This is a genomic window from Sphingomonas sp. SKA58, from assembly GCF_000153545.1.
In the GTDB taxonomy this organism is placed as follows: domain Bacteria; phylum Pseudomonadota; class Alphaproteobacteria; order Sphingomonadales; family Sphingomonadaceae; genus Sphingobium; species Sphingobium soli.
Genome location: NZ_CH959308.1, coordinates 70466 through 86049 on the forward strand (window position 1 = coordinate 70466; position 15584 = coordinate 86049).

General features: G+C 61.3%; 12 protein-coding genes and 1 rRNA gene (1 of these 13 cut by a window edge). 7 read left to right on the forward strand and 6 right to left on the reverse strand.

Annotated elements, in window-relative coordinates; all coding sequences use genetic code 11:
* Positions 1–98: 98 nt before the first annotated feature.
* Both SKA58_RS15705 and SKA58_RS15710 read right to left on the reverse strand, forming a co-directional pair.
* Positions 99–1502: a porin gene (locus tag SKA58_RS15705; RefSeq protein WP_009823454.1), complete on the reverse strand. Its 1404-nt coding sequence runs from the start codon at positions 1500–1502 to the stop codon at positions 99–101.
* Between the two features lie 121 nt (positions 1503–1623).
* Positions 1624–2583, reverse strand: coding sequence for a PQQ-dependent catabolism-associated beta-propeller protein (locus tag SKA58_RS15710; RefSeq protein WP_009823455.1), 960 nt, complete (start codon positions 2581–2583; stop codon positions 1624–1626).
* A 148-nt stretch (positions 2584–2731) separates the two neighbouring features.
* On the opposite strand from SKA58_RS15710, the gene pedF reads away from it, so the two are divergent.
* The 4 genes from pedF to SKA58_RS15730 all read left to right on the forward strand — a co-directional run bounded on the left by pedF (position 2732) and on the right by SKA58_RS15730 (position 6887).
* Positions 2732–3157: a cytochrome c-550 PedF gene (gene pedF / locus SKA58_RS15715; RefSeq protein ID WP_156784243.1), complete on the forward strand. Its 426-nt coding sequence runs from the start codon at positions 2732–2734 to the stop codon at positions 3155–3157.
* A gap of 4 nt (positions 3158–3161) precedes the next feature.
* Complete coding sequence (locus SKA58_RS15720) at positions 3162–4019, forward strand: substrate-binding periplasmic protein (protein ID WP_009823457.1); 858 nt, start codon at positions 3162–3164, stop codon at positions 4017–4019.
* 312 nt (positions 4020–4331) lie between these two features.
* Complete coding sequence (locus SKA58_RS15725; protein ID WP_037543898.1) at positions 4332–6080, forward strand: methanol/ethanol family PQQ-dependent dehydrogenase; 1749 nt, start codon at positions 4332–4334, stop codon at positions 6078–6080.
* A 24-nt stretch (positions 6081–6104) separates the two neighbouring features.
* Positions 6105–6887 (forward strand): response regulator, encoded by a 783-nt coding sequence (locus tag SKA58_RS15730; RefSeq protein WP_009823459.1) that lies wholly within the window; start codon positions 6105–6107, stop codon positions 6885–6887.
* Between the two features lie 14 nt (positions 6888–6901).
* Here the strand turns inward: SKA58_RS15730 and SKA58_RS15735 are convergent, their stop codons facing one another.
* The 4 genes from SKA58_RS15735 to adh all read right to left on the reverse strand — a co-directional run bounded on the left by SKA58_RS15735 (position 6902) and on the right by adh (position 12364).
* Complete coding sequence (locus SKA58_RS15735; protein WP_009823460.1) at positions 6902–9127, reverse strand: hybrid sensor histidine kinase/response regulator; 2226 nt, start codon at positions 9125–9127, stop codon at positions 6902–6904.
* The gene (locus SKA58_RS15740) at positions 9124–10266 is read right to left on the reverse strand and encodes an FIST N-terminal domain-containing protein (RefSeq protein ID WP_037543795.1); all 1143 of its coding nucleotides are present in this window, start codon (positions 10264–10266) and stop codon (positions 9124–9126) included. The genes SKA58_RS15735 and SKA58_RS15740 overlap by 4 nt, the downstream gene beginning before the upstream one ends.
* Before the next feature lie 75 nt (positions 10267–10341).
* Positions 10342–10728, reverse strand: a complete 387-nt coding sequence (locus tag SKA58_RS15745; RefSeq protein WP_009823462.1) for a DUF779 domain-containing protein — start codon at positions 10726–10728, stop codon at positions 10342–10344.
* A 115-nt stretch (positions 10729–10843) separates the two neighbouring features.
* A complete protein-coding gene (adh, locus tag SKA58_RS15750) occupies positions 10844–12364 on the reverse strand; it encodes an aldehyde dehydrogenase (RefSeq protein WP_009823463.1) in 1521 nt (506 codons plus the stop codon).
* A gap of 162 nt (positions 12365–12526) precedes the next feature.
* On the opposite strand from adh, the gene SKA58_RS15755 reads away from it, so the two are divergent.
* From SKA58_RS15755 to SKA58_RS15765, 3 genes are all read left to right on the forward strand, one after another.
* Complete coding sequence (locus SKA58_RS15755) at positions 12527–13123, forward strand: TetR/AcrR family transcriptional regulator (RefSeq protein ID WP_009823464.1); 597 nt, start codon at positions 12527–12529, stop codon at positions 13121–13123.
* 50 nt (positions 13124–13173) lie between these two features.
* A complete protein-coding gene (locus SKA58_RS15760; protein WP_009823465.1) occupies positions 13174–14892 on the forward strand; it encodes an acyl-CoA dehydrogenase in 1719 nt (572 codons plus the stop codon).
* 445 nt (positions 14893–15337) lie between these two features.
* Positions 15338–15584 (forward strand): 16S ribosomal RNA (locus SKA58_RS15765); it runs 1203 nt beyond the window's last position.

The following is a 15584-nucleotide window of genomic DNA, read 5'->3' on the forward strand; positions in this document are numbered from 1 at the left end:
GGCGGCCTCTCCCTTCTGGTTTTTTGTCGCGATTGCAAATGGAAAGGGCCGCACCCCTTGTAGGATGCGGCCCGTCCCCCGTGACATTGGTCCTTTGGTCAGAAAAAGAGGATCGCGCCCGCCGCGATCGCGTCCGACGACGCCTCATTGCCGTTATGCGCCTGCGACTTGGTGCTCACATATTCGCCGAGCAGCGTCACCCAGCTGTTGAGGCCATAGCGGACCTGCCCCACCCAGCTGCTATTCTTGTCGACCAGCGCGGGGTTGGTGATCGCATCGGCTGCATTGGCGTAATCCAGATGGCTTTCGCCATAGCTGCCGCCGAACGAGAATTTGCCGAAGGTCGCCAGGCCCTGAAGATAGAAGCCGTGGCTGTCGCGCTTGTTGCCCAGCCCATCTGTGTCGAACAGGTTGAGCGCAGTGGTGCCAAGGCCCGATGCGTCATAATAGGTGCCGACCACCGTCACCGGGCCAAAGCCGACCTTGGCGCCCACATCCCATCCCCAGCCGGTATAATCAGGGCCGGCATCGACATTATGCTTCTGCGTAATGCCGGACGCCCACAGCCGCGTCGATACCGCGCCCATCTTGCCGTCATAGACCAGCTTGCCCTGGAAACCGGGCTGCTTGTTGGTTTCGGCCGGGCCGGTCAGCGACGACAGTGGCTCGAAAATGCCGATGCTGGCGGTGATCCCGCCAAAGCTGGGCGTGGTATAGGTGATTTGCGGCTGAAAGTCGGTGTAGATATAGCCAGTGCCGATCCGGCCCAGCGTCGTGTTGGACGGCGCGACATTGCCCGCCGGCGTGCCCGACGACAGCAAGGTGATGTCGTTCAATATCGCTTCGGACGCGAACAGGCCGATATCACGGCCGATCTTCACCTCGCCAAATCCCTTGCGCCCGAACGTCAGATAGGTCTGGCGGAAATCGATGCCGCTGGTCTGCAATGCGCGCGGATTGCCGGGGCTGTTGGCGCCGCCGCCCGCTGCATAATTGACTGAATTGATGCCCGGATACATGCCGAAATGCGCGCCCACGTCCCACCCGCCCTGGGTGGTCATCGCCTCGACCTTCAGGAAACCGGGCAGCAGGCCGTTGCGGATCGCCGACGTGTCGCCGCCCACCGTCGCGACACCGCCCACGACCGTGTTCGTCGCGCTGGGCGCTTCGCCATTGTTGTGCACGTAAAATCCGTTGACCGACCCTGAAAATATCAGCGTCACGTCCCCCATCTGCAACCCGATGCCGCTATCGGTCATCCGAACAAAGCCTGCGCCCCCCGATGCGTCGGGCGTCACGGGCGGTGCGCTGGGCGCGGCAGCCGCCTGCGCCGTTTCGCTCGCCTGGCCGCTCAGCAGCTCCTGATATTCCTCGTCGGTCAGGATGCCCTTTTCATGCAGTCGTTTCAGCAGATCGGCGGTGGTGCCGGCCATCGCAGGCGCGGCCGTGACGCAAAGCGCGAATGCGCTCGCGGCGCACATCAGGCGCAGTGTCCCCTTCATCTCATCCTCCCGTTGAGCCGCCGGTGGTTCCGGCTGGCCCGGACAGTGGGCTGCATCAGGCGGACCGAAAATTGCACTTAGGTTCTGCGACTTTCGGCCGGGCGCTGCGGTATCGGTCGGGTCAGGGCGCGATGGCGATTCCCCACGGGGCAGAGCCGACCGGCACGGTGCCCACCACCTTGGCCATGTCCAGGTCGATCACCGACACATTGTCCGAAAGGCCATTGGCGCTATAGGCGTGACGACCATCGGCGCTGACCGCGACATGCCAGACGCGGCGGCCGACCGGGACATAGGCGCGCACCTTGCGGCTCGCCACATCGACCAGCGCGACATGATCGGCGCGGCCCAGCGCCACGATCGCGGTCCTGCCGTCGGGCGTGAAGCGGATGCCGCAGGGCAGGATGCGATGCGCCGCGACGCCCTCTATCTCGAACCGCAGCGTGTCCGTGATCGTCCGGCTGGCAACGTCCGCGATCTGGACGACGCCGCCGATCTCGGCCGCGATCCAAAGCTGGCGCCCATCGGCGGTGAATTCGACATGGCGCGGCCGCATCTCGGTCGCGGTTTCGCCTGCCGCCGTCCGGGTGGAAAGATCAATCCAGGTGACGACATTATCCTCTTCGGACGTGACCGCGACCCATCGTTCGTCCGGGCTTTGCGCGACGCCTTCCGGCTCGCCGCCCACCGCCACCTGAAAGGCGACGGTGCGCGAGGAAAGGTCGATCGCGGTCAGCGCGGCGTCATTTTCATTGGCAACGAACAGGGTGCCGCCATCGCGCGACAGAGAGAATTGCTCGGGGTCCTCACCGGACGGCAATTCGGCCACCAGCTTGCCGCTGACGCGATCAATCACCTGCACCGCATGATCCAAGCTGGCGCACAGATAGACATATCGTCCATCCTTCGACACGGTGATGCCGCGTGGCCGGCCGCCCACATCCCACGTCGCCAGCACCGTGCGCGTCGCGCCGTCGATCACGCTCACGCTGTCGCCCCGCTCATTGGAGACATAGAGCGTGTCCGCGATCGCCGGGACCGGCATCGCACTCGCCATCGCGGCCCATAGCAGTCTCTTCATGCCAGCCCTCTCCCTCAATGTCCGTCGTCCCAATGGTCTAGGCGCAGCATCAGGCGGGCGGGATTGTACCAAAGGCCAATGGGGCGCTCTCCGCCGCTCCCCTACACTTGCATGGAACAGGACATGATGGGTGAGGATGGACAGGCTCATGACTTCGGGACGCATTTTGCTGCTGGGCGCGCTTGCCGTGCTGGCCGGAACGACGGCCAGCCAACTGCTGGCGCATGGCGACGTGACGCCGCAGGCGGTCGATACCTCCGCGCTGCCGGACATTGGCGAGGAATGGCTGGAAAAAAATCCCTATAGCGGCAACGCCAAGGCGATCGAAATCGGCCAGTCCGCCTATGGCCAGAATTGCGCACGCTGCCATGGGCTCGACGCGGAAAGCGGCGGCATCGCCCCGGATCTGCGCTATTTGGAGCAGGGTGAGTCGGGCGACCAGTGGTTCGCCGAACGCTATCGCCACGGCTCAAGCCATGACGGAAAAGTCTATATGCCGCCATTTGGGGATGTCTTGGGGCAAAAGACCGGCTGGGCGATCCGCGCCTGGCTCGAAACCAAGTTCGAGGGCTGATCCCATGGTCAGCCGTCGCGCCTTTCTCAGCACCGCCGGCGCTGCCGCGACATTGGGCCTTCTGCCCTCGCGCATCGGCGCGGCGCCGCTGGGCAAGGTCAGGGATACAGGGGTCCTTCGGGTCGCCGTCTATAGTGACAACCGTCCCTGGTCCTGGGAAAAAAATGGCCGGCTGACCGGCATCGACGTCGATCTTGCCAATGCCTTGGCGCAAAAGCTGGGCGTACGCGCCGACGTGGCGCAGATCACGGCGGATGAAAGCGTCGACGATGACCTGCGCAATGCGGTTTGGAAGGGCGGGCTGCTCGGCTTCATGCCGGCCGACATCATGCTGCATGTGCCTTTTGACCGGGCCTTTGCCGCGCGCAATGATCAGGTTGCGATTGTCGCGCCTTATTATCGTGAGACGTTCCAGTTTGCCTGCGCCAATGGCGATATCGACTGTGATGCGCCGCCCGTCCAATGGAAGGGCAGGCGGCTCGCCGCCGAACTGGACAGCATTCCCGATTTTTATCTGATCGGCGCCTTTGGCGGGGTACTGTCCAGGGATGTCGTCCATCATAAAAGCGGCACAGCCGCCGTGGACGCGATGCTCGATGGCAGGGCCGACGGCGTGCTCGCCAGCCGCGCCCAGATCGAAGCAGCGCTGCATGACCGCGGAAATCCCGCCATCATTCGCCGCAAAATGCCGCTTCCCGCCTTCACCTCGCTGGGTTGGGACATCGGCATGGCGGTCAAGGAAAACAGCCGCACGCTGGGCGACGCGGTGGAGGACATCCTGGCCGCCATGGGGACGTCGGGCGAACTGGCCGCCCTGTTCGCCGCCCATGGCGTCACCTATCAGAAGCCTGTCGCAGGCTGATCGCGGCCCTCACTTGCCGCTTCCAATCTTGGACTTTCTCTGATCTATCCTGGTCGGTGAGGCACGCTTCGATCCTTTTCATGCTCGGATGGGCGGGTTTTGGTGGCTATTCCCACCTGTCGCTTAGGTGTCGCTTCCGTGTCGCTTCGTGGGCGCGTTGCGGTCGCTTCGGGGCCAAAAGCGGCCAAAGCGAATGAACTTCGCTCCTGTCCATTTCCTCCCGACCGAAGGTCCAATTGCCGCTTGCGCCGCCCGGCATAGGCTGTTCGGCGCAATGGGGGCGCACGGCGCCGCAGAAATGGGAGGATGATGATGAAGGGACGTATGTTGCGTTCGCTGGGCGGCGCCGCCGCATTGGCATTGGTCGTGGCTGGGGCGCCGCTGCTGGCGCAGGGGGCTGGCCCGACCGATGCTGACCTCATGAACGACGCGGCAACGCCCGGCGACGTGCTGACCTATGGCATGGGTCCGCGCGCGCAGCGGTTCAGCCCCTTGAAGCAGATTGACGCGGGCAATGTCGCAAAACTCGTGCCCGCCTTCGCCGCCTCGCTGGGCGGCGAAAAACAGCGCGGTCAGGAGGCGCAGCCGATCGTCTATGACGGCACCATCTATGTGACGGGCAGCTATTCGCGCCTCTTTGCCTTTGACGCGCGCACCGGTGAGGAAAAATGGCAATATGATGCACGACTGCCGGACGCGATCATGCCCTGCTGCGACGTCGTCAATCGCGGTGCGGCCATCTACGGCGACAAGATCATCTTCGCCACGCTCGACGCGCGCGTGGTGGCGCTGAACCGCGAAACCGGAAAGGTCGTGTGGAATAAGCAGATCGCCGACTATAAGGAAGGCTATAGCGCGACCGCCGCACCGATCATCGTCAAGGGCATGGTCATCACCGGCAATTCAGGCGGCGAATTCGGCGTCGTCGGCGCGGTCGAGGCGCGCGACGTCAACACCGGCGAACTGATCTGGCACCGCCCCGTGATCGAAGGCCATATGGGCACGTTGCGGGGCAAGGATAACGGCATCACCGGCAAGACCAACGCCAGCTGGCAGGGCGACTTGTGGAAGACCGGCGGTGGCGCAACCTGGCTTGGCGGCACCTACGACCCGGAAACCAATCTGCTCTTTTTTGGGACCGGCAATCCAGCACCCTGGAACAGCCATCTGCGCCCGGGCGACAATCTCTACACCAGCTCCACCATCGCGCTCGATCCCGACACCGGCGTCATCAAATGGCATTATCAGACAACGCCGCATGACGGCTGGGATTTCGACGGCGTCAACGAATTCATTCCCTTCGACGCCACGATCAATGGCAAGCCGATGAAGCTGGGCGCCAAGGCGGATCGCAACGGCTATTTCTACGTGCTCGATCGCACCAACGGCAAATTGGTCAGCGCCTCGAAATTCGTCATGCAGACGACTTGGGCTGACGGCATCAATCTCAAGACCGGAAGGCCCAATTATATCGAAGCCGGCCGACCCGGCGCGCCGACGACCGAGAAGGGGAAGCCGGTCTTTGCCTCCCCCTCCTTCCTTGGGGGCAAGAACTGGATGCCCATGGCCTATAGCCAGGACACGGGCCTGTTCTACGTGCCATCCAACGACTGGGGCATGGATATCTGGAACGAACCCATCGCCTATAAGAAGGGCGCGGCCTATCTAGGCGCGGGCTTCACCATTAAGCCGATTGCCGAAGACCATATCGGCGCGTTGCGCGCGATGGATCCCAAGACCGGCAAGATCATGTGGGAATATAAGAACAAGGCGCCTTTGTGGGGCGGCGTGCTGACGACGGGCGGCAACCTTGTCTTCACCGGTACGCCGGAGGGCTATCTCAAGGCTTTCGACGCCAAGACGGGGCAGGAACTCTGGAAATTCCAGACCGGATCTGGCGTGGTCGGATCGCCCGTCACATGGGAACAGGATGGCGAACAATATGTCGCCGTCATGTCTGGCTGGGGTGGGGCGGTCCCGCTGTGGGGCGGCGAAGTGGCCAAAAGCTTCAAGGACATCAACCAGGGCGGGGCGCTCTGGGTGTTCAAGCTGCCGCGATAAGCCGAAATGAAAGGAGATTGATTGATGATTGTCATGGGCCGGGGACATCATGCGCCGCACATGCCGGCATTGCCGCCACGCGCGATGCATCTTGCCTCCGCCCATGGCATCATGGATCATGAAATGCAGGGGCGGGGGATGGGTCAGTATATGGGCGGGGACGCCATGATGGAACGGGTGCTGATCATCGACGATCATCCCCTGGTGCGCGATGGCCTGCGCAGTGTCATCGCGATCAGTTTCGACAATATCGAGATATTGGAGGCGGCGAGCTTGGCAGAAGCGGTCGCGCTGCTGGCAAAGCAGGACAATTTCGATCTCATCCTGCTGGATCTCAATATTCCCGACGTTCGCCGCCTCGACGGGCTGAAACTGCTGCGGCAGCGTTTTCCAATCCTCCCCGTCGTCATGGTCTCGGGCGCTTTCGACCGCGCCATCGTGCAGGACGCTTTGGCGGCCGGAGCGGCGGGGTTTATCCCCAAATCGCTCAAGCGCAGCGGCATTGTCGATGCGCTGCAACGCATCGTCGCTGGCGAAATTTATCTGCCCGAAACCATGGGCGAAGTGCCGCCCCCTTCGGTGGAGGAGGATGATATCGTCCGCCGCATCGACAGCCTGACGCCGCAGCAGAAGACTGTCCTTGGCCATCTTGTTCGTGGCCGCCTCAACAAGCAGATTGCCCATGACCTCGGCGTTTCGATGACCACGATCAAGGCGCATGTCTCGGCCATCCTGCAAAAACTAGGCGTGCTCAGCCGTACCCAGGCGGTCATCAAGGCGAACCGTGTGGGCTTTAGCGGCGACTGATCGCCACAGCCTTGTTATTTCAGGATCGTCCGCAACAGCGCCCGCAATTGCGCGGGCTTCACCGGCTTGTTGAGCAGGGGAATGTCGGCGGCGTCCAGCTGGGCTTTCAGCGCTTCGCCGCGGTCGGCCGAGATCATCACCGCTGGCACCCGAAGACCAAAACGCGCCCGTAATTGCTCGATGACGACATCGCCGGTTTCCTTTTCGTCCAGATGATAGTCCACCAGGATGATGTCGGGCGCCGTCCCAGCCGCGAACTGGCCCGATGCTTCGGCAAAGCTGCCGGCCGTCACGACGCTGCATCCCCATCCACCCAGCAGACTGCTCATGCCGGTCTGGATCGCGCGTTCATTGTCCACCACCAATGCGGTCAGCCCGCGCATCGTGCGATCCCTTCCCGTAGCGTCGTGTGGCTGACGTTCGTCTGCGCTTTCCACGCCGATCGGCACCATGATCGAAAAGGTGGAGCCGGCGCCAGCCACAGACCGCAGCGTCACCGGATGCCGCAGCATGTCGCTCGCCCGCCGGACGATGGCGAGCCCCAGACCCTTGCCGGACTGGCGATTGTCGAACCGCCGAAACTCTTCGAAGATCAATTGCTGCTGGTCGGGCGGGATGCCGGGGCCGGTGTCCGTAACGCTGATTTCGACTAGCGCGTCGAACATGTGGCAATGCAGCCGCACAGCGCCTTTCTGTGTGTACCGCACGGCATTCGATAGAAAATTCTGCAGGATCCGCCGCAGCAGCCGGATATCAGACCGCACCCAGACCTGCTCGCCCTCGATACTGAGCGACAGCCCTGCCGACCGCGCCATCGGCGCAAATTCCACCCGCAACGTGTCCAGCAGACGGTCCAGGGGGAAGTTCGAAAATTCTGCCTGGATGGCGCCAGCGTCCAGTCGGCTGATTTCCAGCAGTGCCTCCAGCAAATCCTCCACCGAATCGAGCGCGGTGGACGTCTGGCTGACCAGAGCGCGGGTAGGCAAGGCGAGCCGCCTGTCGCCCAAGGCCGCCACGAACAGGCGCGCGGCGTTCAAAGGTTGGAGCAGGTCATGACTTGCTGCGGCCAGGAAGCGCGTCTTCGACAGATTGGCCTTTTCCGCCGCAATTTTGGCGTCCATCAATTCCGCCTCGATCTGTCGCCTCTCGGCTACCTCTGCCTCTAGTTCGCACGTCCGTTCCGTGACCCGGCGTTCCAGCGTTTCAGCCGTTTCCTTCAAGGACGCCTGCGCGCGCAACATATCGGTGACATCGGTGAAACCGATCACCTGTCCGCCGCCTTCCAACATTGTGCTGCGCAATTCAAAGCAGCGATCCCCTGCGCGAACCTGGCCGACCTTTCGGCCAATGCCATCTCGCCAGTCCAGGCACCCTTCGTCAGCCAGATGCCGCTCGGTTCGGCACCAGTGCACCAATTGCGCATGGTTGCCCATGTCCTGCGCCCAGTCCTCCGGCAAGCGCAGAAGGCGTTGCAGGGCCTCATTCCAAGCCGCGACATTTCTGTCCGCGTCGAACAGGCAAACGCCTTCTGACAAATTGTCGAGTGTCGCCTGCAGGATGATGTTGCGCTCGGCCAGTTCTCGCGTGCGCTCGCGTGCATCCTCGGCCTTTGCTTCGGTGATATCGGTGTAGATGCCAACAATTCCACCCTCGCTGGTCCGCAGTTCGTTGACCTGCACCCATCGTCCGTCGGCCAGGGCCTGAACATGGCCGCCCTGTGTGACGCTGTGGCGGGCAAGGCGTTCAGAAACCCAGCGGTCAGGCGCTATCAAAGCTTCCCGTGGAGTCTGATGTGCCGCCGCCAGCCGAGCGATTTCATCGAACCGCATGCCTTCACGCAGCTGATCGGCAATGTCGGGCCAGAAGCCGAGATAGGCTTCGTTAAACAGCAGTAGCCGGTCGTCGGCATCGAAGAGGACAAAGCCTTCGTTGATGGAATCGATGGCATCGCGCAACCGCATGCGCGCTGCGTCGGCACTATCGTGGGCCGCTGCTAGTTCCGCATGCGCGCTTGCCAATCGCGCCAGTGCGTCTTCCAGCTGGACGGTGCGGTCGCGCACCATGGATTCTAGGGAAATCGCAGTCTCGAACATGGCGAACGCATTGCCGGCCATATCGCTGGATCGTTCGACCCGGTCGATCAATGCGGCATTGATCTTGCGCAGCTTGGCGACTTCCAGACGCAAGGCCGCGACGTCTATCTCGTCCAAGTCTGCAATTTCGGCGGCCGCCCCGGTCATTTTCCGATGGCCAGACCGCTGAACGTCTGGTTGACGTGCAGGGCGTGATATTGCTCGCCATAAGTATTGAACCCGATGACGCTGTGGCGACGGTAGAGTTCCGAGACGGCACGGGAAATTTGGCGCTGTTCTGCGTCGATGCGGTTGAGCACGCAGTCGAAGGCGATGATGCGATCGACTTCGCCTAATTGATCGGCGATGTCGGTGAAAAGCGCATCCATGCCCGCGATGCGATCCACCGGCTCTCCTACGGTCAGCACGATGCCTTCGTCGATCGCGCAGTAGAAGGTCAGGCTGCCATCGGCATTTGCGCTCTGGATGGACCGGACATGATAGTCGCCAGCGGCGCGGACCATCGGCGGGTGTGCGGCAAAGAATTCGACGCCCAGTGCCTCGCCGGCATGGCCGGCGATGCGCAGATACTCGCTGGCCGCAGGCTCTGCGTTGATTTCGGTTACGACCCGATCCTGCGGAATGGCGCCTGTGACAACCATCTTGGCTGCGCCCGGCCGGTAATGCTGCGCCTTGAAAACGTGCAGGTGCCGAGGCGTGGACAAGATCGCCACGACCGCTCCATGCGCGTGGAATTGCCCCCCCTCAAATATGGATGTTTCCCGAAATGCCAGGCCATCGCCCGATGACCCACCGATCAAAGGGATATCGCCCAGCGCGTCCTGGATCGTCATGGTGAGCAACTCTTCGCGATGCGACAGCCCGTCAATGAGGAACAGGGCAACCTGGTTTATTTTCTCTCCAAGAGACCGGCTGTCGCGCGTCGCTGTGGCGACCAGATTGCGGACGACGTCGCGCGCCGCGACCGGATCGAACATGTCGACATCCTGGAAACAGTGGGAGGCGAGGTGAAAGCTGTCTGTTGGAAAAGCGATCGCGGAAAGGCTGTCCTCGTCATAGCCGCGATCGGTCAACTCCCCCGAACTGGTGCAACCGATGACCGACACGCCTTCGCTACGCCGGTTGATGGCCCGCGCCAGCGGATCCCGGTCGAACCGATGCGAGCAGAACAGCATGAGGCCAGCCAGCGGCGCTTCGCCAAGCTGCTCCATGATCTCGTCCATGGCGGCAACAGGGCTCGCAGCGTGACTGGCTGCAAAGCCAATGCGTGAAGCCAGCAACGTCATCGGTATCTCCCCCCCTGATTTCTCCTTGTTATACGGTCTTATGAACCTGCCGGCGACGCGTGACCAGTCCGACGTTCAGCATCCGCGGACGGGGCCGCCTGCCGCCTCCAGCGCGGCATATTCCTCATCCGTGAAAACTCGGGAGCGGACGATGAAACGAACACCTTGCGGACTTTCGAGTGACATGCCCGCGCCGCGACCGGGCACGACGTCGATCATCACCTGGGTATGGCGCCAATAGTCAAACTGCGCGCTGCCGATCCATACGGGAATGTCGCCTACCACATGCCCTAGAAGAACGTCCTGCGTTCCGACTTTGAATTCGCCGCGCGGAAAACACATCGGCGCGGACCCATCGCAGCAACCGCCGGATTGATGAAACATCAGCGCACCATGCGTCTGCGTAAGCGCCCGCATCATCGCTTCCGCTTCCGGCGTGGCTATCACGCGCGCTGGCACCATGGTGACTGTCCTTGCTACTAACCAGTGCGGCGGGCGCTGGGGAAGATTGTCGCCCGCCGCCATCGGAAGCCCTGGAACAGGGAATGCAGCTTCCGACAATTGCATCTTCGCCGGATCAGAAAAAGCCGAGCGCTTTCGGGCTGTAGCTTACCAGTAGATTCTTCGTCTGCTGATAGTGATCCAACATCATCTTGTGCGTTTCGCGTCCGATACCGGATTGCTTATAGCCGCCAAAGGCTGCGTGGGCCGGATAGGCGTGATAGCAATTCGTCCAGACTCTGCCTGCCTGAATGGCCCGGCCCATCCGATAGGCGCGGCTGCCGTCGCGCGTCCAAACGCCGGCGCCAAGTCCGTACAGCGTATCGTTGGCGATCGCGAGGGCTTCCGCCTCGTCCTTGAACGTGGTGACGGACAATACCGGGCCGAAGATTTCCTCCTGGAAGATGCGCATCTTGTTATGGCCCTTCAACACAGTCGGCTCGACATAATAGCCCTCCGCCAGTTCGCCATCTAGCCGTGCCCTTTCGCCGCCGGTCAGCAATTCGGCTCCTTCGCCAAGGCCGATCTCGATATAGGAGAGGATTTTTTCAAGCTGATCGTTCGAGGCCTGGGCGCCGATCATGGTCGCTGGGTCTAACGGGCTACCCTGGCGGATGGCCTTGACCCGTTCAACGGCGCGGGCGATGAACCGGTCATAGATGCTTTCCTGGATCAGGGCGCGGCTGGGGCAGGTGCACACCTCGCCCTGGTTCAAGGCGAACATCGCGAAGCCTTCAAGACATTTGTCAAAATAATCGTCGTCAGCGTCCATGACGTCTTCGAAAAAGATGTTCGGGCTCTTGCCGCCAAGCTCGAGCGTCACGGGAATCAGATTTTCCGACGCATATTGCATGATCAGGCGGCCCGTGGTGGTTTCGCCGGTGAAGGCGATCTTGGAAATCCGCTTGTTGCTGGCCAGAGGTTTGCCAGCCTCCACGCCAAAGCCGTTGACGATGTTGAGCACGCCCGACGGCAGCAGGTCACCGATGACTTCCATCAGGACCATGACGGACATTGGGGTTTGTTCAGCAGGCTTCAAAACCACGCAATTGCCCGCCGCCAAGGCAGGGGCGAGCTTCCAGACCGCCATCAGAATTGGAAAATTCCATGGGATGATCTGGCCGACCACGCCGAGTGGTTCGTGAAAATGATAAGCGATCGTGTCATGATCAATTTCCGCGATGGAACCTTCCTGAGCGCGTAGGCAGCCCGCGAAATAGCGGAAATGATCTATCGCGAGCGGGATGTCGGCATGCGTCGTTTCCCGGATGGGTTTGCCATTGTCGATCGTTTCGGCCATCGCGATCAGGTCGAGATTGGCCTCCATGCGGTCGGCCATTTTGAGCAGAATGTTGGACCGGTCGGTAGGCGATGTCTTGCCCCAGCCATCCTTGGCTTTGTGCGCTGCGTCGAGTGCCAGTTCGATATCATCGGCGGTCCCGCGTGCGATCTGGCAGACGACTTGGCCCGTGACGGGCGAAATATTGTCGAAATATTCGCCCTTGGCCGGAGCTACCCACTGTCCACCGATATAATTGTCGTAGCGCTCACGGATCAACCTCTCGCCCGCAAAACGCTCCATGGCCTGCTGCAGCATCGTCCACTCCTGAATCGATTAAAGTTGGATCAAGGATGGCAGAGGCGGTCGAGCGTGCAATTGGACCTTCGGTCGATATGGCTGGTCGTTACCCGACACCCTCTGGATCGCCGAGTGCGTCCCGGGGTGATTCGGCGTCCCCTTTCATGCTAGGTCGCCGGGATGACGATAAGGGATGACAGGACCAGCGAACCGGAAACGGGCGGCGGGCGCCGACGCGCCATATTGGAAATCGCCGCGCGCCTATTTGCGCGCAAGGGCTATCGCGGAACATCCATGCGGGACATTGGGGAAGCGGCCGGCGTCCAGGGAGGATCGCTCTATCATCATATCAGATCTAAGGACGCCCTTTTCGTAGAACTCCATCACGCAGCCCTGGACGAAGCGGAGCGTCGGATCGCTCAGGCTGCATCGCAGCAGCTCGAGCCTTGGGCCCGGCTTGAGGCGGCCTGCGCCGCTTTATTGGAGATTCAGCTCGACCCTGACTCGTTGACGATGCCGATGATGAACGATTTTCGCGAGGTGCCCGCTACGGTTCGCACCGCGCTGATCGAGCGGCGAGATCGGTTCGAAACGCGGTTTCGGGACTTGGTGGCCAATCTGCCGTTGCCGCCTGAGCTTGACCGCTCCATCTATCGCAACCTGCTTCTGTCTCAACTTAATTCGGCGGCCGACTGGGTGCGGCCCGGCCGCCTGTCGCCCCGAGACATCGCTGAGCAAATCGCGCGTGTGTTTCGCCACGACATATCGACAGGTTGAAGCTGTAACAACTGTTTGGTATAGCGCTATGCAATAGAAAGGCCCGTATTATGCAAAGCTATATCCCGCCCATCGACGACTATCGTTTCCTGTTGGAGGAGGTGCTCGATTTTGATGGAGCGATGACGGAGCTCGGCAAGGACGTGGATTGCGGCCTCGCGACGGCGGTCCTTGAAGAGGCGGGGAAATTCTGTGCCGATCATCTTCATCCGCTCAATCGTCAAGGGGATGAGCAAGGCGCGCGGCTGGTCGATGGATCAGTGGTCATGCCTGACGGCTTTGCCGCAGCTTATCAAGCCTTCGTCGAGGCGGGATGGCCGTCCCTGGCTGCTGATCCGGACCATGGCGGACAGGGCCTTCCCTTCATCCTGCAATTATGGCTCGATGAGATGCTGTCCGCATCCAATCTTTCATTCGGGCTTTTTCCGGGTCTCACCCGCGGCGCGATGGAAGCGATCGCCGCCCATGCGAGCGACGACCTTAAGACCCGCTATCTGGCGCCGTTGATCAGCGGAGAATGGACCGGCGCCATGGCGCTGACGGAAAGCGGAGCCGGCACCGACCTTGCACTGCTGAAAACAAAGGCGGAAGATCTGGGAGACGGGCGTTTCGCAATCACCGGGCAGAAGATCTTCATTTCTTCAGGCGACCACGACATGGCGTCCAATATCGTCCATCTCGTTCTTGCCCGTTTGCCCGATGCGCCTGCTGGGGTGAAGGGTATCAGTCTGTTTCTTGTGCCCAAGATGCTGCCCGATGACACGCGCAACACCATGTCGGTCGGCGCATTGGAAAAGAAAATGGGCATCCATGCCCAGCCGACCTGTGTCATGAACTATGATGGCGCAACGGGGTGGCTGGTGGGCGAGCCGCACCGTGGCTTAGCGGCCATGTTCACCATGATGAATGCCGAACGACTGATGGTCGGCATCCAGGGGCTCGGCATTGCCGGCGCTGCTTATCAACAGGCGGCCGCTTATGCCAAGGATCGGCTCCAGGGGCGCAGTAGCGATGGCGGCCGGGGCCCTGTTGCGATCATCGAACATGCAGACGTCCGGCGCATGCTGCTCAAGGTACGTGCTTTTGTCGAAGCCGGGCGCGCGCTGGCTGGGTGGACCGCGTTGCAGTGGGATCGGGCGCAGGGCCATGCTGATCCGGCAATCAGGGCGGATGCCGATGCGTTGGTCGCGCTGCTTACGCCTGTTGTGAAAGCCGCGTTCACCGATTTCGGATTTGAAAGTGCGGTTGCGGCGCAGCAGGTGTTCGGCGGCCACGGCTATATCCGCGAATGGGGGATGGAGCAGTTCGTGCGAGACGCGCGCATCGCGCAGATCTATGAGGGTACGAACGGGGTCCAGGCGATGGATCTTGTGGGCCGCAAATTACCTATGGCCGGCGGCACTGTGGTCGAGCGCCTGTTCGATCAGATCGAAATGGATTTGCAAAAATGCGAAGGCGTCGAAATGGCCGAACGGGTGCGTAACGCGCTTGGCCTTTTTCGAGACGCGACGATCGCATTGCGTGGGGCCGGTGCCGACGCCGCAGGAGCGGCGGCGGTTGACTATCTTCGCCTGTTTGCCCTCGTCTGCTTGGGATGGATGTGGACTCGAATGGCAGCCGTGGCGACCGGCGATAGTCCCTTGCACGCGAGCAAGCGCGCGCTTGCCGAATTCTTCGTGCTCCGGCTTCTGCCGGAGAGTGAGGGCTTGGCGCGGGCGATCGGCGCGGGCGAAGCATCCTTGATGGCAATGCCTGGCGACGCTTTTTAGGAAGCGGCCCAGCCATCTCACCGGTGTGATCGCCCCTTCGCCGCACAAAATTCGCTTATGTCGTTTTTTTGAAATTTTATGATTGACCGACTCGGGTGGTGGGCCTAGATGCCACTCCACCGACGCGGTGAGCGCCCCTGGTTCTCGCTTCGCTTGGTCGCCGACATGGTAGGACAGCAGTCCCCCGAAACGTAAAGGATCGGGGCGGGATGCTTGTCCGCTATTAAGTGTTGGATGGTTCTTTGACATTGTAGGTTAGATGAAGGGACATGTGGGCGGCGGCTCGGTGTCTGGCGCTTTCTTTAGGGCGCTGGATTATCGTAAAAGCTTAAGCCGGTTCATATGTCTCAATACATATCCACAGTATATGTAATGTGCAGGAACTGGCTCCTAGAGAATGAGCGGTTTTGGTTGGGACTATTCCTCCTGGTCAAAATCGGACATCAAACTTGAGAGTTTGATCCTGGCTCAGAACGAACGCTGGCGGCATGCCTAATACATGCAAGTCGAACGAGATCTTCGGATCTAGTGGCGCACGGGTGCGTAACGCGTGGGAATCTGCCCTTGGGTTCGGAATAACGTCGGGAAACTGACGCTAATACCGGATGATGACGTAAGTCCAAAGATTTATCGCCCAGGGATGAGCCCGCGTAGGATTAGCTAGTTGGTGGGGTAAAGGCCTACCAAGGCGA

Excerpts from the sequence above, each read along its gene's own strand:
- SKA58_RS15705 (WP_009823454.1), bottom strand. The coding sequence starts at position 1,502 with ATGAAGGGGACACTGCGCCTGATGTGCGCCGCGAGCGCATTCGCGCTT.
- SKA58_RS15710 (WP_009823455.1), bottom strand. The coding sequence starts at position 2,583 with ATGAAGAGACTGCTATGGGCCGCGATGGCGAGTGCGATGCCGGTCCCG.
- pedF (WP_156784243.1), top strand. The coding sequence starts at position 2,732 with ATGACTTCGGGACGCATTTTGCTGCTGGGCGCGCTTGCCGTGCTGGCC.
- SKA58_RS15720 (WP_009823457.1), top strand. The coding sequence starts at position 3,162 with ATGGTCAGCCGTCGCGCCTTTCTCAGCACCGCCGGCGCTGCCGCGACA.
- SKA58_RS15725 (WP_037543898.1), top strand. The coding sequence starts at position 4,332 with ATGAAGGGACGTATGTTGCGTTCGCTGGGCGGCGCCGCCGCATTGGCA.
- SKA58_RS15730 (WP_009823459.1), top strand. The coding sequence starts at position 6,105 with ATGATTGTCATGGGCCGGGGACATCATGCGCCGCACATGCCGGCATTG.
- SKA58_RS15735 (WP_009823460.1), bottom strand. The coding sequence starts at position 9,127 with ATGACCGGGGCGGCCGCCGAAATTGCAGACTTGGACGAGATAGACGTC.
- SKA58_RS15740 (WP_037543795.1), bottom strand. The coding sequence starts at position 10,266 with ATGACGTTGCTGGCTTCACGCATTGGCTTTGCAGCCAGTCACGCTGCG.
- SKA58_RS15745 (WP_009823462.1), bottom strand. The coding sequence starts at position 10,728 with ATGGTGCCAGCGCGCGTGATAGCCACGCCGGAAGCGGAAGCGATGATG.
- adh (WP_009823463.1), bottom strand. The coding sequence starts at position 12,364 with ATGCTGCAGCAGGCCATGGAGCGTTTTGCGGGCGAGAGGTTGATCCGT.
- SKA58_RS15755 (WP_009823464.1), top strand. The coding sequence starts at position 12,527 with ATGACGATAAGGGATGACAGGACCAGCGAACCGGAAACGGGCGGCGGG.
- SKA58_RS15760 (WP_009823465.1), top strand. The coding sequence starts at position 13,174 with ATGCAAAGCTATATCCCGCCCATCGACGACTATCGTTTCCTGTTGGAG.